Source organism: Enterobacter sp. Ap-1006, from assembly GCF_011752835.1.
Taxonomy (GTDB): Bacteria; Pseudomonadota; Gammaproteobacteria; order Enterobacterales; family Enterobacteriaceae; genus Cedecea.
Window position 1 is genome coordinate 411,260 of sequence record NZ_VWWU01000001.1, and the last position, 19,071, is coordinate 430,330.

Genomic DNA, 19,071 nt, shown 5'->3' on the forward strand with positions numbered 1-19,071 from the left:
AACAACACCGCCAGCTAAGGCTGGCGGTGAGGGAATCAGGCGGTCAGGCGGGATGCATCCTGAGCGATGACCAGCTCTTCGTTGGTGGTGATAACCACCGCAGGGCGGGTGCCTTCCTTGTTGATGAAGCCAGACTTGCCGAAACGTGCAGCCAGGTTGCGCTCGTGATCAACATCGAAGCCCAGTACGCCCAGTTTGCCCAGGGACAGTTCGCGAACCATCGCGGCGTTTTCACCGATACCGCCGGTGAAGACAACGGCGTCCAGACGACCTTCCATCAGCGCGGTATAGGAACCGATGTATTTCGCCAGACGGTGGCAGTAAACGTCCATTGCGCGTTTAGCGTCTTCTTTAGTTGCGTAGTTGTCTTCAACGTAACGGCAGTCGCTGGTCACTTCGGTCAGACCCAGCAGGCCAGACTCTTTGGTCAGCATTTTGTTGATGTCTTCTACGCTCATGCCCAGGGCATCGTGCAGGTGGAAGATGATAGCCGGGTCGATGTCGCCAGAGCGGGTACCCATCACCAGACCTTCCAGCGGGGTCAGACCCATGGAGGTATCAACGCATTTGCCGTTACGGATTGCAGAAACGGAACCGCCGTTGCCCAAGTGGCAGGTGATGATGTTCAGTTCATCAACCGGCTTGTTCAGCATTTTTGCGGCTTCCTGAGTCACGTAGAAGTGGCTGGTGCCGTGTGCGCCGTAGCGACGAACGCCGTGCTCTTTGTACAGTTTGTACGGCAGAGCGTAGAGGAAAGATTCTTCCGGCATGGTCTGATGGAACGCGGTGTCGAACACGGCAACGTTTTTATCAGCCAGGTTAGGGAAGGATTTCAGGGCTTCAGCGATACCGATCAGGTGAGCCGGGTTATGCAGCGGTGCAAAAGAGGCTGAATCTTTGATACCCTGAATCACGGAATCATCGATAACTACGGAGCTGGTGTATTTTTCACCGCCGTGTACGATACGGTGACCAATTGCGGTCAGCTGAGCGGACAATTCTGGTTTTTCTGCCAGAATTTTATTAACGATGAAGTTAAGAGCTTCGCTGTGAGCGGCACCTGCACCCAGAGCCGCTTCTTGTTTAGCGCCGTCCAGCTTCCACTTGATACGGGCTTCAGGAAGGTGGAAACACTCTGCTAAACCAGAAAGGTACTCTTCACCGTTTACAGCATCGATAATTGCGAATTTCAGGGATGAGCTACCGCAGTTCAGAACCAGTACTAGCTTACTCGACATGGAAGTACCTATTTTTGATACGTGGCTAAAAAAACGTCAGTGAGTCTATCAGCGTAGCGCATGATGACGCGGACATTTATGATTAACGTCATGCCGGAAGCGTTTTTCGGCATGACGAATAAAATTACTCAGAGTTTACGCCATATTCCTGAAGCTGCAGGTCACGGCGATGTAAAAGAATGTTTGACAGCTTGTGGTTTCCCAACTACGGCCATCAAAGGCCGGCACAGGGTAGCAGATAGCGGCTCGGAAAGACAAAATTTTTTGAACGATGTCATTTAGAGTTGTTGAGTTACAGTATTATTTTATTTTTTATACGTAGAGTTGAGGTATGAGCCATGTCGACACCCCAGAATAGCCATGTAAGCTGGTTTAGCCTGTTCGGACGTGGGCAACACTACTCGAAGACCTGGCCGCTGGATAAGCGTCTGGCGCCGGTATTTATCGAAAACCGCGTGATACGCGCCACCCGCTATGCCATCCGCTTTATGCCGCCGCTGGCGGTATTTACCCTGACGTGGCAAATCGCGTTGGGTGGCCAGCTTGGCCCGGCGGTGGCGACGGCACTCTTTGCCTGTAGCCTGCCGATGCAAGGGCTGTGGTGGCTGGGTAAGCGCTCGGTCACGCCATTACCGCCGTCGACGTTACAGTGGTTTTATGACGTTCGCATGAAGCTTCAGGAAGCCGGACAGGCGCTGGCACCGGTGGAAGGTAAGCCAGACTACCAGGCGCTGGCGGATGTGCTGAAGCGCGCGTTTAAGCAGTTGGATAAAACTTTCCTGGATGATTTGTAATTACCCTGCGGTTGCGCATATAAAGGAAGGCACACTTTCTTACAGGTTATCCTCGTCGTAACCTGCATTTTTCCATGTACCAAAGGAGCCAGGAAATGGAAATGACCCACGCGCAACGTCTGATTTTATCTAACCAGTATAAGATGATGACGATGATGGACCCGGATAACGCCGAACGCTATCGTCGTCTGCAGACCATCATCGAACGCGGCTATGGCCTGCAAATGCGCGAGCTGGATCGCGAGTTTGGCGAGCTAAAAGAAGAAACATGCCGCATCGTTATCGACATCATGGAAATGTATCACGCGATGCATGTCTCCTGGACAAACCTGAAAGACAGCAAAGAGATCGATGAACGCCGCGTCACCTTTATGGGTTTTGATGCCGCCACCGAAGCCCGCTTCCTCGGCTATGTTCGCTTTATGGTGAATATTGAAGGCCGCTATACCCATTTTGATGCCGGCACCCACGGTTTCAACGCCCAAACCCCAATGTGGGACAAATACCAACGAATGCTGAAAGTGTGGCACGCCTGCCCACGTCAGTATCACTTAAGCGCCAACGAGATTGCGCAGATCATTAACGCCTGAGGAGAGACGCGGAGTGAAGTGTAAAGGTTTCTTGTTTGATTTGGATGGTACGCTGGTTGACTCCCTTCCCGCCGTTGAACGCGCGTGGGTAAACTGGGCGAAGCGTTTTAATATTTCCCCGGAAGAAGTATTAGGCTTCATCCACGGCAAGCAGGCGATTACTTCACTGCGCCACTTCATGGCCGGAGCTTCTGAGGAAGAGATTCAGCGGGAGTTCCTGCGTCTGGAGAAGCTTGAGTCTGAAGATACCGACGGCATTGTCGCGCTGCCGGGAGCTGCGGAGCTGCTGGCTCATCTCAACGAAGCAGGTATTCCGTGGGCCATAGTCACCTCAGGTTCCGTGCCGGTGGCATCCGCTCGTCGCCTGGCCGGTGGGCTGCCAGAGCCGGAAGTGTTTGTGACGGCGGAACGCGTCGCACGCGGTAAACCTGAGCCGGATGCCTATTTGCTGGGAGCGCAGCTGCTTGGCCTGGAGCCGGAAGAGTGTGTGGTCGTTGAAGACGCGCCAGCAGGAGTGCTTTCAGGGCTGGCTGCCGGTTGTCACGTGATAGCCGTTAACGCCCCGGCGGATACACCCCGGCTTGAGCACGTGGATTACGTTCTGACGTCCCTCACCGAACTGCTCGTCCAGAAATCCCCGGACGGAGTCGTCGAAGTGTTAAGAAAACACTAATCCCATGATTTAACCCCGCATTTGCGGGGTTTTTTTATGGCATTCTCGTCTACATTCAATTCACCAATATTCAGCCATTCAGGGACTCGTTTTGAATTCGGAACTCATTTGGGTGTTGTCGTTACTGGCGGTTGCGGTTCTGCTGTTCGCCACCGGAAAAATGCGTATGGACGCGGTGGCGCTATTGGTGATTGTCGCTTTTGTGCTCAGCGGAACATTAAGCCTCAGCGAAGCATTTTCCGGCTTTAGCGATCCCAACGTGATTCTGATTGCCGCGCTGTTCATTATTGGCGACGGGCTGGTTCGCACCGGGGTAGCCACCAAGATGGGAAGCTGGCTGGTGGACGTGGCGGGCAGCAGCGAAACCAAAATGCTGGTCCTGCTGATGGTGACGGTGGCCGGGTTGGGGGCATTTATGAGCTCCACCGGCGTGGTGGCGATTTTTATTCCGGTGGTGCTCAGCGTTTCTATGCGCATGAAAATCTCGCCTTCCCGGCTGATGATGCCGCTCAGTTTTGCCGGGCTGATAAGCGGCATGATGACGCTGGTTGCGACGCCGCCTAACCTGGTAATCAACAGCGAACTGCTGCGTGAAGGGCTGGAGGGGTTCCAGTTCTTTAGCGTGACGCCAATTGGCCTGGCGGTGCTGGTGCTGGGCATCCTTTATATGCTGGTGGCGCGTTTCGCGCTCAAAGGGCAGGGCGAAGAGGCAGGCAAAGAGAGCTGGAAGCGCCGTTCATTTCGCGATCTGATAAAAGAATATCGCCTGACCGGGCGGGCTCGCCGGTTGGCTATTCGCCCTGGCTCACCGATGGTTGGCCATCGTCTGGACGATTTAAAGCTGCGTGAACGCTATGGCGCGAACGTGATTGGCCTGGAGCGCTGGCGCCGCTTTCGGCGCGTGATTGTCAACGTGACCGGCGGTACGGAATTCCGCGCCCGCGATGTACTGCTGATTGACATGTCGGCCTCAGAGGTTGATTTGCGAGAGTTTTGCGGGGAGCAAATGCTGGAGCCAATGATCCTGCGGGGAGAGTATTTTTCCGATCAGGCGCTGGATGTGGGAATGGCAGAAGTTTCTCTGCTGCCAGAGTCAGGGTTCACCGGGCAGACTTTGCGAGAAATGGCTTTCCGAACCCGCTACGGCCTTAACGTTGTTGGCCTGCGGCGGGCGGGTGAAGCTATGGAAGGATTGCTGGTGGATGAACCTATCCAGTTGGGCGACATTATACTGGTGGTTGGTGACTGGAAGCTGATCAACCAGCTTTCACAGCAGAACCGTGATTTCCTGGTGCTGAGTCTGCCTGTGGAAGAGCAGGATGCCTCCCCGGCCCACAGCCAGGCACCTCATGCGATTTTCTGCCTGGCGCTGATGGTGGCACTGATGCTGACCGACGAAATACCCAATCCAATCGCCGCGATTATCGCCTGTTTGTTGATGGGCAAATTCCGCTGTATTGATATGGAAAGCGCCTATAAGGCGATTCACTGGCCGAGCATTATTCTGATTGTCGGGATGATGCCTTTCGCTTTAGCGCTGCAGAAAACCGGCGGGGTGGATCTGATCGTTCATGGGCTGATGGAGTTTGGCGGTGGCTACGGCCCATATATCATGCTGGTGTGCCTGTTTGTGATGTGTGCGGCTATCGGGTTATTTATTTCTAATACCGCCACGGCAGTATTGATGGCGCCTATTGCGCTGGCTGCGGCTAAATCAATGGGGGTGTCGCCGTATCCGTTTGCGATGATTGTGGCGATGGCGGCTTCTGCGGCGTTTATGACGCCAGTCTCTTCGCCAGTGAACACGCTGGTGCTGGGGCCTGGAAACTATAAGTTCAGCGACTTTGTGAAGCTCGGCGTGCCGTTTACCGTCATTGTGATGATCGTGAGCGTGGTGATGGTACCGATGTTATTCCCGTTCTGATATTTACCCTCATCCCGGCCTCCTCCCTGTAAGGGAGAAGGGGAAAACATTATCCTGATTTCGCTTAGGCAGATGGACGAGTTTAAAGCGGCGAATCCTGGCTGATTTCATCCAGCGAAAGCTGGAAGCTCGGCACAAAGACCTGCATAAAATAATCCATCTCCGGGCTGTGGCGGTCGGCCAGCGTTTTTTCCAGGCGACTTTTCGCCAGCAGAAACTCGTTGTTCCCGGCCGACAGCTCCTCCAGGCATTTCAGATAAGCACATAACGCATCGGCCTGCTTCACCAGCGCTTTCTCTTCTTCACTGTAGCTGTGCTCATCAATCAGCGGCGCCCAGATATCACGAAGCTCTTCCGGCACCATTTCGATCAGTTTTTGCTGCGCAATCTTTTCAATGGCTTTGTATTCATGGGCAATTTGCGAGTTGAAGTATTTTACCGGCGTGGGGAGATCCCCGGTCAGCACCTCGCTGGCGTCGTGATACATCGCCAGCAGCGCAATACGTTCGGCATTTACGTTGCCGTTAAACTTGCGATTTTTGATAGCGGCAAGGGCGTGGGCAACCATGGCGACCTGCAGGCTGTGTTCAGACACGTTCTCGGTGCGGACATTCCGCATTAGTGGCCAGCGGCTAATCAGTTTCAGGCGGGAGAGGTGGGCAAAGAAATGGCTCTGACTCATGACGTTCTCGCGGTAACAACTTGGTGACGTCATTGTGAGGGGAGAAAGGGGGCATTGCAAATGCCCCCGAACGGCTTACTGATGGTAGTGTCCGAGGAAACGTCCCAGCTTAGCTATCGACATTTCCAGATCATCAATGCGCGGCAGAGTGACAATACGCACGTGATCCGGCCACGGCCAGTTAAATGCCGTACCCTGAACGAGCAGAACCTTTTCCTGCAGCAGGAAGTCCAGCACCATTTTCTGGTCGTCATGAATATTGAAGCGCTTTGCGTCAATTTTCGGGAACATGTACAGCGCCCCACGAGGCTTAACGCAGGAGACGCCAGGAATTTCGTTGATCAGCTCCCAGGCACGATTACGCTGTTCGTACAGACGGCCACCAGGCACGATAAACTCGCTAATGCTTTGGTATCCCCCCAGCGCGGTCTGAATAGCGTGCTGGGCAGGAACGTTGGCGCACAGGCGCATGGAGGCTAACATTTCCAGACCTTCAATATAGCCTTTAGCGTGTTTCTTCGGCCCGTTGAGCACCATCCAACCCTGACGGAAACCGGCAACGCGATAGGTTTTTGACAGGCCGTTGAAGGTAATGGTTAACAGATCCGGTGCCAGGGCTGCGATCGAGTGATGCTCGGCATCGTCATAAAGGATTTTGTCGTAAATCTCATCGGCAAAGATGATCAGATTATGCTGGCGCGCAATCTCGACAATCTCTAACAGCAACTCTTTGGAGTAAACGGCGCCGGTAGGGTTGTTCGGGTTAATAATCACAATGCCACGCGTGCGTGGGGTGATTTTAGCGCGGATATCGTCGAGATCCGGGAACCAGTCAGAGCTTTCATCGCACAGATAATGCACCGCTTTACCGCTGGATAAAGAAACGGCTGCCGTCCAAAGCGGGTAGTCCGGCGCGGGAACCAGCATTTCGTCACCGCTGTTTAGCAGCGCCTGCATCGACTGGACGATCAGTTCGGAAACGCCGTTCCCGATATAAATATCTTCCGTAGTGACATCCCGCATCCCACGAGCCTGATAATGCTGCATGATGGCTTTACGGGCAGAGAAAAGCCCTTTGGAGTCGCAATATCCCTGGGCGGTTGGAAGATTACGGATCACATCAACAAGGATTTCATCCGGCGCTTCGAAACCGAACGGCGCGGGGTTGCCGATGTTGAGCTTAAGCACTTTGTTGCCTTCTTCTTCAAGGCGTTTTGCCTCTTTGAGTACCGGGCCACGGATGTCATAACAGACATTATCAAGTTTGCTGGATTTTTCGATGGGGGACATGAAGCTTCGACCTTTGTTGTTAATTTCGCGTCCTGCCGTGGAAGCGCACCGCCACAATGTACTCCTGCTTAAGCGAGATTTGAAGGATGGGGCTTGAAGAAATGCAATTTATCTTTACAGCACAATGTATAAGCACGTAACGCGATTTAAAAATATTGATGGTAAAAAAACTATAAATTTTAGTTATTGTGGTTTTATCTGCTAATCATATCGTCATGATGTAATGATATTCACTGCTTCTTGCTCACTGTGGAGGGCGAGGTGCTGCCGACGTAAATGCGTTGTCGCTAAACATAAGTAAAAATTAATATTCATGCCTGAAACATTAAGGGATTAATGAAAAAGTAGTTAAAGAGATGTATATCAAAAGATTGGTCAATGTAATAGATAAATACCTCGGCAATAATTAAGTGTCTTTTATTATAGTGTGTGGCTGACTTCAAAAAACGTTGTAAATAATCAACAGAGTGGAAACAACAAAAAGAGAATAAGATCAGATAATTCGCAATAAGTGTTATAAAACATCATGTTTTACTGTAAGATACACTACGAAAAATGGTAGGTTTTGGATGCGAAGGACTGTGCCAACGCCATGGTCTTGCTGGTGTCTTAAAATATTTCTATTATTATTCAACTGGTTGTGTGTTTTGGCCGGTTTAAGCCTGCCGCTATACTCTAGCCCGTTAAATAATCATATAAAAGCTTATTAAAAGTCGTTTTTCGACGCTGGTTTACCTTTATAACGCAGTTTTAAAATAGTTAACTGGTACGATGAGTTGGTGTTTTTTTCTTATCCTGACCTGCATAATATCCCGTTAAGGCGTGTTTTAGATAATTGAGACATGCCGGGGAATACAAAAATAACAAACAGAAGCGTCGCTAACGTATGCGGCCAAGACTACCGGAGACATTCGGTAAAAGGAATTGCTTTATCTCTTTGATAAATCATAGCAATACAACCAGGGCAGACTCGAAAGAGCAACCTATTAGTGAATAAATTATGATTAACGCAAATCGTCCGATACTGAACCTCGACCTCGATCTGCTGAGGACATTCGTTGCGGTCGCCGATCTCAATACCTTTGCGGCAGCGGCAGCGGCAGTGTGCCGTACTCAATCCGCTGTAAGCCAACAGATGCAGCGCCTCGAGCAATTAGTTGGGAAAGAGCTTTTTGCCCGACATGGCCGCAATAAACTGCTCACCGAGCATGGCATTCAACTGCTGGGCTATGCGCGTAAAATCCTACGCTTTAATGATGAAGCGTGCTCTTCACTGATGTTTAACAACCTGCAAGGGTCGCTTACCCTTGGTGCCTCCGATGAAACGGCGGACACCATCCTGCCGTTCCTGTTAAACCGCATCAGTTCGGTTTACCCCAAACTTGCGCTGGATGTCAGGGTCAAACGCAACCCCTTTATGATCGAAATGCTTAATCAGCATGAGGTCGATTTGGTGGTGACGACATCAAACCCTTCTAACTTTGATGCCATTGTCCTGCGAACCTCGCCTACGCTGTGGTACTGCGCCGCTGATTATGTCTTTCAAAGTGGGGAAGCGCTGCCGCTGGTGATGCTGGACGATCCAAGCCCGTACCGCGATATGATGCTCGAACATCTCGATGCCAGCCAGACGCCATGGCGTATTTCTTATGTTGCCTCTACGCTTGCCGCGGTCAGGGCCGCCGTAAAAGCGGGATTAGGCGTAACGGCCAGACCGGTTGAAATGATGAGTCCGGAACTTCGTGTCCTGGGTGCGTCAGAAGGACTGCCTATTTTACCTGAAACCCAATATCTGCTGTGTAAAAACCCTGAAAGTGGTAATGAGCTGGCGCAAGCGATCTTCAGTGCGCTGGCGACGCCGGAAAACCCATACCGTTATAACACCGTGGGAAGTGAAGGGGACGACACGCTGCTGGTTGAAGGGGATTTTGAGTAGCTGCAGGTCGACTAGTTAGTAACAAAATATTAAAGATACAAAATGGGTCGTTGGTGGTTTTTTTTACGCCAACGGCCCATTTTTTATACCTGATTTTCATTAAACCACCGGGGTGCTCATCTTTTCTAACAAATTCAATATATTGGTTGTATGTTTATTTTTGCTCGTTTTATGCGCAAAAACTTCATGCAAAGGCCAGGTAATGTTAAAAAACGCATAACAATGTTGCTTCTTTTTGAAGTGGATTAACAAAAGCGTGTCTCAGATCAAGAAAATACTCCCTCTTGGGGGGAGGAATAGTTGTAATTTCCTGCCAAAATATAGGGGCTGTTTATTTTTTCACACGGAACGGACACGATTCACCCTCATCTAAATCTGGTCTTTACGCGAGTGTTGATGAGTTTTAACGCATTAAATGTTAATGAATTGCTGTCGGTGTAAATTAATGTGTGGATACTTTTGTTAAAGTTGACAAAAGGTTATAGAAAGGAGTAAAAAACCCCATCAATTGGCTGCCTACGCATTATTTCCGGTAGTTATTGTACGGTTGATTGTTCCTCCCCATGAATCGATGTGGCGTTCATCTGCCAACAAGAGCAGAGACTTTGGCGCCACTTTTGATGAGTAAGCAATGAGTATGTCAACATCCACTGAAGTTATCGCTCATCACTGGGCGTTCGCTGTCTTTCTTATTGTCGCCGTTGGCCTGTGTTGTTTGATGCTTGTCGGGGGCTGGTTCCTTGGCGGACGAGCTAAGGCACGGCACAAAAACACCCCCTTCGAGTCGGGCATCGACTCCGTTGGTACGGCGCGTCTACGTCTCTCCGCCAAGTTTTACCTGGTCGCCATGTTCTTCGTTATTTTTGACGTGGAAGCCTTGTATCTCTACGCGTGGTCAACTTCTATCCGTGAAAGCGGCTGGATTGGCTTCGTCGAGGCCGCAATTTTCATTTTAGTGCTACTGGCTGGTCTGGTTTATCTGGTGCGCGTTGGCGCTCTGGATTGGACTCCTGCGCGTTCGCGTCGTGAGAAAATCAACCCGGAAACAGACAGTCTCACTAACCGTCATACGCAGTAATAGCGAGGCAATAAGATGGACTATACGCTCACCCGCATAGACCCCAACGGTGAGAATGACCGTTACCCCCTGCAAAAGCAGGAGATCGTAACCGATCCCCTCGAACAAGAGATCAACCGCAGCGTTTACATGGGCAAGCTCGAGCATGCCATGCACGATGTGGTGAACTGGGGTCGCAAAAACTCAATCTGGCCATACAACTTTGGCCTTTCCTGCTGCTATGTAGAGATGGTGACCTCGTTTACCGCTGTACATGACGTGGCGCGTTTCGGTGCAGAAGTTTTACGTGCTTCTCCTCGTCAGGCTGACCTGATGGTAGTGGCCGGTACCTGCTTCACCAAAATGGCTCCGGTAATTCAGCGCCTTTACGATCAGATGCTGGAGCCTAAATGGGTTATTTCCATGGGTGCCTGCGCTAACTCTGGCGGCATGTACGACATCTATTCCGTTGTGCAGGGCGTCGATAAATTTATCCCGGTTGATGTTTACATCCCAGGTTGCCCACCGCGTCCGGAGGCTTACATGCAGGCGCTTATGCTGCTGCAGGAGTCTATCGGCAAAGAGCGTCGCCCGCTGTCGTGGGTTGTTGGCGATCAGGGCGTTTACCGCGCCAACATGCAGTCCGAGCGCGAGCGTAAGCGCGGCGAACGTATCGCGGTAACCAACCTGCGGACACCAGACGAGATTTAATTAGCGCCTGCGGTCAGTAAGCGTCTTTGTATATCAATACTATAAAAGCAAAGGCACTGAGCGCAGTCACCACAGAACCATTTGCAATGGTGAGAACTATGACCGATTTAACCGCGCAAGACGCCGCTATGCCAGCCTGGCAGACAAGGGATCATCTGGATGATCCGGTCATTGGCGAATTGCGTAACCGTTTTGGGCCGGATGCCTTTACCGTTCAGCCAACCCGCACCGGGGTGCCCGTAGTTTGGGTTAAGCGCGAACAGTTACTGGAAGTGGTCGATTTCCTCAAGAAATCACCAAAACCCTACGTTATGCTGTTCGACCTGCATGGCATGGATGAGCGTCTACGCACACACCGCAACGGTTTACCGGCTGCGGATTTTTCCGTTTTCTACCACCTGATTTCCATTGAGCGCAATCGCGATATCATGCTCAAGGTGGCGTTGTCTGAAAACGATCTCAACCTGCCGACGCTGACCAAACTCTTCCCGAACGCCAACTGGTACGAGCGTGAAACCTGGGAGATGTTTGGCATCACCTTTAACGGTCACCCGCACCTGACGCGCATCATGATGCCGCCGACCTGGGAAGGCCACCCGCTGCGTAAGGACTACCCGGCGCGCGCCACCGAATTCGATCCGTTTATCCTGACTAAACAGAAAGAAGATCTGGAAATGGAAGCGCTGACCTTCAAGCCTGAAGAGTGGGGCATGAAGCGCAGCAGCGAACATGAAGACTTCATGTTCCTGAACCTGGGGCCGAACCACCCCTCCGCGCACGGTGCTTTCCGTATCATCCTGCAGCTGGACGGCGAAGAGATCGTCGACTGCGTGCCGGATATCGGCTACCACCATCGTGGTGCTGAGAAGATGGGTGAGCGTCAGTCCTGGCACAGCTACATTCCGTATACCGACCGTATCGAGTACCTCGGCGGTTGCGTCAACGAAATGCCTTACGTGCTGGCGGTTGAAAAGCTGGCTGGCATCGTCGTGCCGGAACGCGTGGAAGTTATCCGCGTTATGCTCTCTGAGCTGTTCCGTATCAACAGCCACCTGCTGTACATCTCCACCTTTATTCAGGACGTGGGCGCCATGACGCCGGTCTTCTTCGCGTTTACCGATCGTCAGAAAATCTACGATCTGGTGGAAGCGATTACCGGTTTCCGTATGCACCCGGCCTGGTTCCGTATTGGCGGCGTTGCACACGACCTGCCGAAGGGCTGGGAACGCCTGCTGAAAGAGTTCCTGGAGTGGATGCCGAAGCGCCTGGATTCTTATGAGAAAGCCGCGCTGCGTAACACCATTCTGAAAGGCCGTTCCCAGGGCGTTGCAGCCTATACCGCGAAAGAAGCGCTGGAGTGGGGCACCACCGGTGCTGGCCTGCGTGCCACCGGTATCGACTTCGACGTGCGTAAGGCTCGTCCTTACTCCGGCTACCAGAACTTCGATTTCGAAGTCCCGGTTGGCGGCGGCATCAGCGACTGCTACACCCGCGTTATGCTGAAAGTTGAAGAGCTGCGCCAGAGCCTGCGCATCCTTGAGCAGTGTCTGAAAAATATGCCAGCCGGCCCGTTCAAAGCGGATCACCCGCTGACTACGCCGCCGCCGAAAGAGCGCACGCTGCAGCATATCGAAACCCTGATCACTCACTTCCTGCAGGTTTCCTGGGGCCCGGTCATGCCGGCCAATGAATCCTTCCAGATGATTGAGGCAACGAAAGGGATTAACAGTTACTACCTGACCAGCGACGCTAGCACCATGAGCTATCGTACCCGTATTCGTACCCCGAGCTTTGCGCACCTGCAGCAAATTCCGGCGGCGATCCGCGGCAGCCTGGTTTCTGACCTGATTGTCTATCTGGGTAGTATCGATTTTGTAATGTCTGATGTGGATCGCTAACTATGCACGATAACCAACAAAACCAGGCTGAAGCTTTTGAGCTGAGTGCGGCAGAGCGTGAGGCGATTGAGCACGAGAAACACCATTACGAAGATGCCCGTGCGGCCTCTATCGAAGCGCTGAAAATCGTTCAGAAACAGCGCGGTTGGGTGCCAGATGGTGCCATCTACGCGATTGCTGATGTGCTGGGTATCCCGGCGAGCGATGTAGAAGGTGTGGCCACTTTCTATAGCCAAATATTCCGCCAGCCGGTTGGCCGCCACGTGATTCGCTACTGCGACAGCGTGGTTTGCCATATCACCGGTTACCAGGGTATTCAGTCGGCTATCGAAGCCAAACTGAACATCAAGCCGGGCCAGACTACGTTTGACGGCCGCTTTACCCTGCTGCCAACCTGCTGCCTGGGGAACTGCGACAAGGGGCCGACCATGATGATTGATGAGGACACTCACAGCCATCTGACGCCGGAAGCCATCCCTGACTTGCTGGAGCAGTATAAATGAAGACGATTATTCGTACTGCCGAAACCCATCCGCTGACCTGGCGTCTGCGCGATGACAAACAGCCGGTCTGGCTTGACGAATACCGTAGCAAAAACGGCTATGAGGGCGCGCGTAAAGCGCTGACCGGCATGGCGCCAGATGAAATCGTGACTGCGGTAAAAGATGCTGGCCTGAAAGGGCGCGGCGGCGCGGGCTTTTCCACCGGTTTGAAGTGGAGCCTGATGCCGAAAGACGAGTCCATGAACATCCGTTACCTACTGTGTAACGCCGATGAAATGGAGCCAGGCACCTATAAAGACCGCCTGCTGATGGAGCAACTGCCGCACCTGCTGGTGGAAGGCATGCTGATTTCCGCTTTTGCGCTGAAAGCATACCGTGGCTACATCTTCCTGCGTGGTGAGTACATCGAGGCGGCAGACCACCTGCGTCGCGCAATTGCCGAAGCCACCGAAGCGGGCCTGCTGGGTAAGAACATCCTGGGTTCCGGTTTCGATTTCGAACTGTTCGTGCACACCGGAGCCGGGCGTTATATCTGCGGGGAAGAAACCGCGCTGATTAACTCCCTGGAAGGCCGTCGTGCGAACCCACGTTCTAAGCCACCGTTCCCGGCATCAAGCGGCGTTTGGGGTAAACCGACCTGTGTAAACAACGTCGAAACCCTGTGTAACGTCCCGGCTATTCTGGCTAACGGCGTGGAGTGGTATCAGGGCATTGGCGGCGGCATGAGTAAAGATGCCGGCACCAAGCTGATGGGCTTCTCTGGCCGCGTGAAAAACCCAGGCGTCTGGGAATTGCCGTTCGGCACAACCGCTCGCGAAATCCTGGAAGAATACGCTGGCGGCATGCGTGATGGCCTGAAGTTTAAAGCCTGGCAGCCGGGTGGGGCGGGGACCGACTTCCTGACGGAAGCTCATCTCGACCTGCCGATGGAATTTGAAAGTATTGGTAAAGCAGGCAGCCGTCTCGGTACGGCGCTGGCAATGGCGGTTGACCATGAAATTGGTATGGTGCCGCTGGTGCGTAACCTGGAAGAGTTCTTTGCCCGTGAATCCTGCGGCTGGTGTACACCGTGCCGCGATGGTTTGCCGTGGAGCGTAAAAATCCTGCGCGCGCTTGAGCGCGGCGAAGGACAGCCGGGGGATATCGAAACCCTGGAGCAGCTTTGCCGCCATCTGGGTCCAGGTAAAACCTTCTGTGCCCACGCGCCGGGTGCCGTTGAGCCATTGCAGAGTGCGATTAAATATTTCCGCGACGAATTCGAAGCAGGCATTGCCAAACAGGATTACGGAAATCTGCGTGCCATTAATGGTATTCAGCCGAACCTGTTAAAAACGCGCTGGTGATAGACAGCTTTTCACCCTCACCCTAACCCTCTCCTTGAGGGAGAGGGGATAGACCGGTGATTTTCTCCCTCTCCTGGGAGAGAGGGCCGGGGTGAGGGCGAAGGTGGTTCGCACAAGAATTTTTGATTAACGCCTGAAGTTATTCAGGCCAACTGGAAGCATGCTGACTATGGCTACGATTCATGTAGACGGCAAAGAATACGAGGTCAACGGAGCAGACAACTTGCTGGAAGCTTGTCTCTCCCTCGGTCTTGATATTCCTTATTTTTGCTGGCATCCGGCGCTGGGCAGCGTCGGTGCTTGCCGCCAGTGTGCGGTGAAGCAATATCAGAACGCGGAAGACACTCGCGGTCGCCTGGTGATGTCCTGTATGACACCGGCCTCCGACGGGACCTTCATCTCTATTGATGATGGCGAAGCGAAACAGTTCCGTGAAAGCGTTGTGGAATGGTTGATGACTAACCACCCGCACGACTGTCCGGTCTGTGAAGAGGGCGGCAACTGCCACCTGCAGGATATGACCGTGATGACCGGTCATAGCTTCCGTCGCTACCGCTTTACCAAGCGTACTCACCGCAATCAGGATCTCGGTCCGTTCATCTCTCATGAAATGAACCGTTGTATCGCCTGCTACCGCTGCGTGCGTTACTACAAAGACTACGCAGACGGTAAAGACCTGGGCGTTTACGGCGCGCACGACAACGTCTACTTCGGTCGTCCGGAAGACGGCACGCTGGAAAGCGAGTTCTCCGGTAACCTGGTAGAAATTTGCCCGACCGGCGTATTCACCGACAAAACGCATTCCGAACGCTACAACCGTAAGTGGGATATGCAGTTCGCGCCGAGCATCTGCCAGCAGTGCTCGCTGGGCTGTAACACCAGCCCGGGTGAACGTTACGGCGAACTTCGTCGTATCGAAAACCGCTACAACGGCACCGTGAACCACTACTTCCTGTGCGACCGCGGCCGTTTCGGTTATGGCTATGTGAACCTGAAAGACCGTCCGCGTCAGCCAATTCAGCGCCGTGGTGATGACCTCATTACCCTGAACGCCGAACAGGCAATGCAGGGTGCGGCGGATATCCTGCGTCAGTCGAAGAAAGTGATCGGCATCGGTTCTCCGCGCGCGAGCGTGGAAAGCAACTTTGCTCTGCGCGAGCTGGTTGGCGCTGAAAACTTCTACACTGGTATTGCAGCCGGTGAGCAGGCTCGCCTTCAGCTGATGCTGAAAGTGCTGCGTGACAGCGGCGTTCACACCCCTGCGCTGCGTGAAATCGAATCATACGATGCGGTGCTGATCCTGGGCGAAGACGTTACCCAGACCGGCGCTCGTGCTGCCCTGGCTATCCGTCAGGCAGTCAAAGGCAAGGCGCGTGAAATGGCAGCGGCTCAGAAAGTGGCTGACTGGCAGATCGCCGCAATCCTGAACATCGGTCAGAACGCTAAGCATCCGCTGTTTGTCACTAACGTGGACAGCACTCGCCTGGATGATATCGCCGCATGGACCTACCGTGCGCCGGTTGAAGATCAGGCTCGCCTTGGCTTTGCGATTGCGAATGCGCTGGACAGCAACTCTCCGGCGGTTGAACTGGATCGTGACCTGAAAAACAAAGTGGACGTTATCGTGCAGGCGTTGGCCGGTGCGAAGAAACCTCTGATTGTTTCCGGGACGAACGCCGGTAGCGAAGCGGTGATTCAGGCGGCAGCCAACGTGGCTAAAGCGCTGAAGGGCCGCGGTGCAGACGTCGGCGTCACCATGATTGCCCGCGCGGTTAACAGCGTTGGCCTCGGCATGATTGGCGGCGGTTCTCTGGAAGAGGCCCTGAGCGAGTTGGAAAGCGGCGCTGCCGATGCGGTAGTGGTGCTGGAAAACGACCTCCATCGCCATGCTTCCGCTGCCCGCGTAGATGCGGCTCTGAGCAAAGCCCCTCTGGTAATGGTTATTGACCACCAGCGTACGGCCATCATGGACAAAGCGCACCTGGTGCTTTCCGCAGCGAGCTTTGCAGAAAGCGACGGGACGGTGATCAACAACGAAGGTCGCGCCCAGCGTTTCTTCCAGGTTTATGACCCGGCTTACTACGACACCAGCGTGACGATGTTCGAAAGCTGGCGCTGGCTGCACTCCCTGCACAGTACCGTGCAGAGCCGTGACGTAGACTGGACGCAGCTGGACCATGTGATTGACGCCTGCGTGAAGGTATTGCCTCAGTTGGCCGGTATTAAAGATGCCGCGCCGGATGCTTCCTTCCGTATCAAAGGTCAGAAGCTGTCCCGTTCTCCTATCCGTTCGAGCGGACGCACCGCTATGCGCGCCAATATCAGCGTGCACGAACCGCGTCAGCCGCAGGATAAAGACACGATGTTTGCCTTCTCGATGGAAGGGAACAACAGCCCGCTGGCCGACCGTCAGCAGATTCCGTTTGCCTGGGCTCCAGGCTGGAACTCCCCGCAAGCATGGAACAAATTCCAGGCCGAAGTGGGCGGTCATCTGCGCCACGGCGATCCGGGCGTGCGCCTGATCGAAGCCTCTGAAACGGGCCTGGACTACTTCACTTCCGTGCCGGATACCTTCCACGCGGAAGAGGGCAAATGGCGAATCGCGCCGTACTACCACCTGTTTGGTAGCGACGAGATGTCCCAGCGTTCTCCTGTGTTCCAGAAGCGTATGGTTGAGCCTTACATCAAGCTGAACCCGGCCGATGCCGCGAAGCTTGGCGTTAACGCCGGAAGCCTGATCTCCTTCAGCTACGAAGGCCAGACGCTGAGTCTGCCGCTGCAGCTGTCCGAAGGTCTGGTTGCAGGGCAGGTTGGTCTGCCGATGGGGATGCCGGGGATTGCGCCAGTGCTTGCCGGTGCTCGTCTTGAAAATCTGCAGGAGGCTGCGCAATGAGCTGGCTGACACCGGAAGTTATCGACATTCTGCTGAGCATCCTCAAAGCGGTTGTCATTCTGCTGGTCGTGGTGACCTGTGGGGCATTCATGAGTTTTGGCGAACGTCGTCTGCTCGGTCTGTTCCAGAACCGCTACGGACCGAACCGCGTAGGCTGGGGTGGTTCACTCCAGCTGGTTGCGGACATGATCAAGATGTTCTTTAAAGAGGACTGGATCCCTAAGTTTTCTGACCGCGTGATCTTTACGCTTGCACCCATGATCGCGTTCACCTCGCTGCTGCTGGCCTTTGCTATTGTGCCGGTCAGCCCAAGCTGGGTGGTGGCGGATCTGAACATCGGGATCCTGTTCTTCCTGATGCTGGCGGGCCTGGCGGTGTACGCCGTGCTGTTCGCTGGCTGGTCCAGTAACAACAAATACTCCCTGCTTGGTGCGATGCGTGCTTCCGCGCAGACCCTGAGTTATGAAGTGTTCCTGGGGCTTTCCCTGATGGGCGTGGTGGCGCAGGCCGGTTCCTTTAATATGGCCGACATCGTCAATAACCAGGCACATCTGTGGAACATCATCCCGCAGTTCTTCGGCTTCGTGACCTTTGCGATTGCCGGCGTTGCGGTTTGCCACCGTCACCCGTTTGACCAACCGGAAGCCGAGCAGGAACTGGCCGATGGTTATCACATCGAATATTCCGGTATGAAGTTCGGTCTGTTCTTCGTTGGGGAATACATCGGCATCGTCACCGTTTCTGCTCTGATTGTGACGCTGTTCTTTGGTGGCTGGCATGGCCCGTGGTTACCACCGTTCATCTGGTTCGCGCTGAAAACCGCGTTCTTCATGATGATGTTCATTTTGATTCGCGCCGCACTGCCTCGTCCACGTTATGACCAGGTGATGTCCTTCGGCTGGAAAGTTTGCCTGCCGCTGACGCTAATCAACTTGCTGGTGACCGCCGCGGTCATTCTTTACCAGGCACCATAAGGGGTGAAAAAACCATGACATTGAAAGAGTTAGTGGTTGGTTTCGGCACCCAGGTACGCAGTATCTGGATGATCGGCATGCACGCTTTCGCCAAGCGCGAAACCCGCATGTATCCGGAAGAACCAGTGTATCTGCCGCCGCGCTACCGTGGCCGTATCGTGCTGACGCGCGACCCGGACGGTGAAGAGCGCTGCGTTGCCTGTAACCTGTGTGCGGTAGCCTGCCCGGTAGGCTGTATTTCCCTGCAGAAAGCCGAGATGAAAGACGGTCGTTGGTATCCGGAGTTCTTCCGCATCAACTTCTCACGCTGCATCTTCTGTGGCCTGTGCGAAGAAGCCTGTCCAACCACCGCGATTCAGCTTACCCCGGACTTCGAGCTGGGTGAATATAAGCGCCAGGATCTGGTGTACGAGAAAGAGGATCTGCTGATCTCCGGTCCGGGCAAATACCCGGAATATAACTTCTATCGGATGGCAGGTATGGCAATCGACGGCAAAGATAAGGGCGAAGCGGAAAATGAAGCTAAGCCTATCGACGTCAAAGGCCTGTTACCTTAAGGAGTCAG

At 53.6% G+C, this 19,071-nt stretch carries 17 protein-coding genes; 14 read left to right on the forward strand and 3 right to left on the reverse strand.

Annotated features, from left to right (window positions below):
- Positions 1-35 precede the first annotated feature (35 nt).
- Positions 36-1,238, reverse strand: a complete 1,203-nt coding sequence (gene ackA, locus F3J28_RS01945; protein ID WP_154188127.1) for an acetate kinase — start codon at positions 1,236-1,238, stop codon at positions 36-38.
- Positions 1,239-1,316: 78 nt separating this feature from the next.
- Here ackA and F3J28_RS01950 point away from each other — a divergent pair, with 78 nt between their 5' ends.
- The 5 genes from F3J28_RS01950 (at position 1,317) to F3J28_RS01970 (ending at position 5,219) form a co-directional block, all read left to right on the forward strand.
- Entirely contained in the window at positions 1,317-1,520 is a 204-nt protein-coding gene (locus F3J28_RS01950; RefSeq protein WP_166872185.1) for a hypothetical protein, read from the forward strand.
- Between the two features lie 56 nt (positions 1,521-1,576).
- The gene (gene yfbV, locus F3J28_RS01955) at positions 1,577-2,032 is read left to right on the forward strand and encodes a terminus macrodomain insulation protein YfbV (protein WP_008459760.1); all 456 of its coding nucleotides are present in this window, start codon (positions 1,577-1,579) and stop codon (positions 2,030-2,032) included.
- A 95-nt stretch (positions 2,033-2,127) separates the two neighbouring features.
- Positions 2,128-2,622 carry a YfbU family protein gene (locus tag F3J28_RS01960; protein WP_008459766.1) on the forward strand — a complete coding sequence of 165 codons (495 nt, stop codon included), beginning with the start codon at positions 2,128-2,130 and terminating at the stop codon, positions 2,620-2,622.
- Positions 2,600-3,295, forward strand: coding sequence for a sugar phosphatase (locus F3J28_RS01965; protein ID WP_205247062.1), 696 nt, complete (start codon positions 2,600-2,602; stop codon positions 3,293-3,295). The genes F3J28_RS01960 and F3J28_RS01965 overlap by 23 nt, the downstream gene beginning before the upstream one ends.
- Positions 3,296-3,386: 91 nt before the next feature.
- Complete coding sequence (locus tag F3J28_RS01970) at positions 3,387-5,219, forward strand: SLC13 family permease (protein WP_166872190.1); 1,833 nt, start codon at positions 3,387-3,389, stop codon at positions 5,217-5,219.
- A gap of 82 nt (positions 5,220-5,301) precedes the next feature.
- Here F3J28_RS01970 and yfbR read toward each other — a convergent pair whose 3' ends face one another.
- Positions 5,302-5,901 carry a 5'-deoxynucleotidase gene (gene yfbR / locus F3J28_RS01975; RefSeq protein ID WP_008459769.1) on the reverse strand — a complete coding sequence of 200 codons (600 nt, stop codon included), beginning with the start codon at positions 5,899-5,901 and terminating at the stop codon, positions 5,302-5,304.
- 75 nt (positions 5,902-5,976) lie between these two features.
- The gene (gene alaA / locus F3J28_RS01980) at positions 5,977-7,191 is read right to left on the reverse strand and encodes an alanine transaminase AlaA (RefSeq protein ID WP_008459770.1); all 1,215 of its coding nucleotides are present in this window, start codon (positions 7,189-7,191) and stop codon (positions 5,977-5,979) included.
- A gap of 1,000 nt (positions 7,192-8,191) precedes the next feature.
- On the opposite strand from alaA, the gene lrhA reads away from it, so the two are divergent.
- The 9 genes from lrhA to nuoI all read left to right on the forward strand — a co-directional run bounded on the left by lrhA (position 8,192) and on the right by nuoI (position 19,063).
- Complete coding sequence (gene lrhA / locus F3J28_RS01985) at positions 8,192-9,127, forward strand: transcriptional regulator LrhA (protein ID WP_008459771.1); 936 nt, start codon at positions 8,192-8,194, stop codon at positions 9,125-9,127.
- A gap of 631 nt (positions 9,128-9,758) precedes the next feature.
- The gene (gene nuoA, locus F3J28_RS01990; protein ID WP_008459773.1) at positions 9,759-10,205 is read left to right on the forward strand and encodes an NADH-quinone oxidoreductase subunit NuoA; all 447 of its coding nucleotides are present in this window, start codon (positions 9,759-9,761) and stop codon (positions 10,203-10,205) included.
- A gap of 15 nt (positions 10,206-10,220) precedes the next feature.
- On the forward strand, positions 10,221-10,895 hold the full coding sequence (nuoB, locus tag F3J28_RS01995) for an NADH-quinone oxidoreductase subunit NuoB (RefSeq protein WP_008459774.1): 675 nt from the start codon (positions 10,221-10,223) through the stop codon (positions 10,893-10,895).
- An 86-nt stretch (positions 10,896-10,981) separates the two neighbouring features.
- Positions 10,982-12,793 carry an NADH-quinone oxidoreductase subunit C/D gene (gene nuoC, locus F3J28_RS02000; protein ID WP_008459775.1) on the forward strand — a complete coding sequence of 604 codons (1,812 nt, stop codon included), beginning with the start codon at positions 10,982-10,984 and terminating at the stop codon, positions 12,791-12,793.
- A gap of 2 nt (positions 12,794-12,795) precedes the next feature.
- Positions 12,796-13,296, forward strand: coding sequence for an NADH-quinone oxidoreductase subunit NuoE (gene nuoE / locus F3J28_RS02005; protein WP_008459776.1), 501 nt, complete (start codon positions 12,796-12,798; stop codon positions 13,294-13,296).
- A complete protein-coding gene (nuoF, locus tag F3J28_RS02010; protein ID WP_039305072.1) occupies positions 13,293-14,639 on the forward strand; it encodes an NADH-quinone oxidoreductase subunit NuoF in 1,347 nt (448 codons plus the stop codon). Before nuoE ends, nuoF begins: the two co-directional genes overlap by 4 nt.
- Positions 14,640-14,808: 169 nt before the next feature.
- Positions 14,809-17,532: an NADH-quinone oxidoreductase subunit NuoG gene (gene nuoG / locus F3J28_RS02015; protein WP_166872192.1), complete on the forward strand. Its 2,724-nt coding sequence runs from the start codon at positions 14,809-14,811 to the stop codon at positions 17,530-17,532.
- A complete protein-coding gene (gene nuoH, locus F3J28_RS02020) occupies positions 17,529-18,506 on the forward strand; it encodes an NADH-quinone oxidoreductase subunit NuoH (protein ID WP_008459779.1) in 978 nt (325 codons plus the stop codon). The genes nuoG and nuoH overlap by 4 nt, the downstream gene beginning before the upstream one ends.
- A gap of 14 nt (positions 18,507-18,520) precedes the next feature.
- Complete coding sequence (gene nuoI / locus F3J28_RS02025; RefSeq protein ID WP_008459780.1) at positions 18,521-19,063, forward strand: NADH-quinone oxidoreductase subunit NuoI; 543 nt, start codon at positions 18,521-18,523, stop codon at positions 19,061-19,063.
- The last annotated feature ends 8 nt before the right edge of the window (positions 19,064-19,071 follow it).

Excerpts from the sequence above, each read along its gene's own strand:
- F3J28_RS01960 (WP_008459766.1), top strand. The coding sequence starts at position 2,128 with ATGGAAATGACCCACGCGCAACGTCTGATTTTATCTAACCAGTATAAG.
- lrhA (WP_008459771.1), top strand. The coding sequence starts at position 8,192 with ATGATTAACGCAAATCGTCCGATACTGAACCTCGACCTCGATCTGCTG.
- nuoG (WP_166872192.1), top strand. The coding sequence starts at position 14,809 with ATGGCTACGATTCATGTAGACGGCAAAGAATACGAGGTCAACGGAGCA.
- ackA (WP_154188127.1), bottom strand. The coding sequence starts at position 1,238 with ATGTCGAGTAAGCTAGTACTGGTTCTGAACTGCGGTAGCTCATCCCTG.
- alaA (WP_008459770.1), bottom strand. The coding sequence starts at position 7,191 with ATGTCCCCCATCGAAAAATCCAGCAAACTTGATAATGTCTGTTATGAC.
- nuoB (WP_008459774.1), top strand. The coding sequence starts at position 10,221 with ATGGACTATACGCTCACCCGCATAGACCCCAACGGTGAGAATGACCGT.
- nuoA (WP_008459773.1), top strand. The coding sequence starts at position 9,759 with ATGAGTATGTCAACATCCACTGAAGTTATCGCTCATCACTGGGCGTTC.
- nuoI (WP_008459780.1), top strand. The coding sequence starts at position 18,521 with ATGACATTGAAAGAGTTAGTGGTTGGTTTCGGCACCCAGGTACGCAGT.
- nuoF (WP_039305072.1), top strand. The coding sequence starts at position 13,293 with ATGAAGACGATTATTCGTACTGCCGAAACCCATCCGCTGACCTGGCGT.
- nuoC (WP_008459775.1), top strand. The coding sequence starts at position 10,982 with ATGGTGAGAACTATGACCGATTTAACCGCGCAAGACGCCGCTATGCCA.
- nuoE (WP_008459776.1), top strand. The coding sequence starts at position 12,796 with ATGCACGATAACCAACAAAACCAGGCTGAAGCTTTTGAGCTGAGTGCG.
- yfbR (WP_008459769.1), bottom strand. The coding sequence starts at position 5,901 with ATGAGTCAGAGCCATTTCTTTGCCCACCTCTCCCGCCTGAAACTGATT.
- yfbV (WP_008459760.1), top strand. The coding sequence starts at position 1,577 with ATGTCGACACCCCAGAATAGCCATGTAAGCTGGTTTAGCCTGTTCGGA.
- F3J28_RS01950 (WP_166872185.1), top strand. The coding sequence starts at position 1,317 with ATGATTAACGTCATGCCGGAAGCGTTTTTCGGCATGACGAATAAAATT.
- nuoH (WP_008459779.1), top strand. The coding sequence starts at position 17,529 with ATGAGCTGGCTGACACCGGAAGTTATCGACATTCTGCTGAGCATCCTC.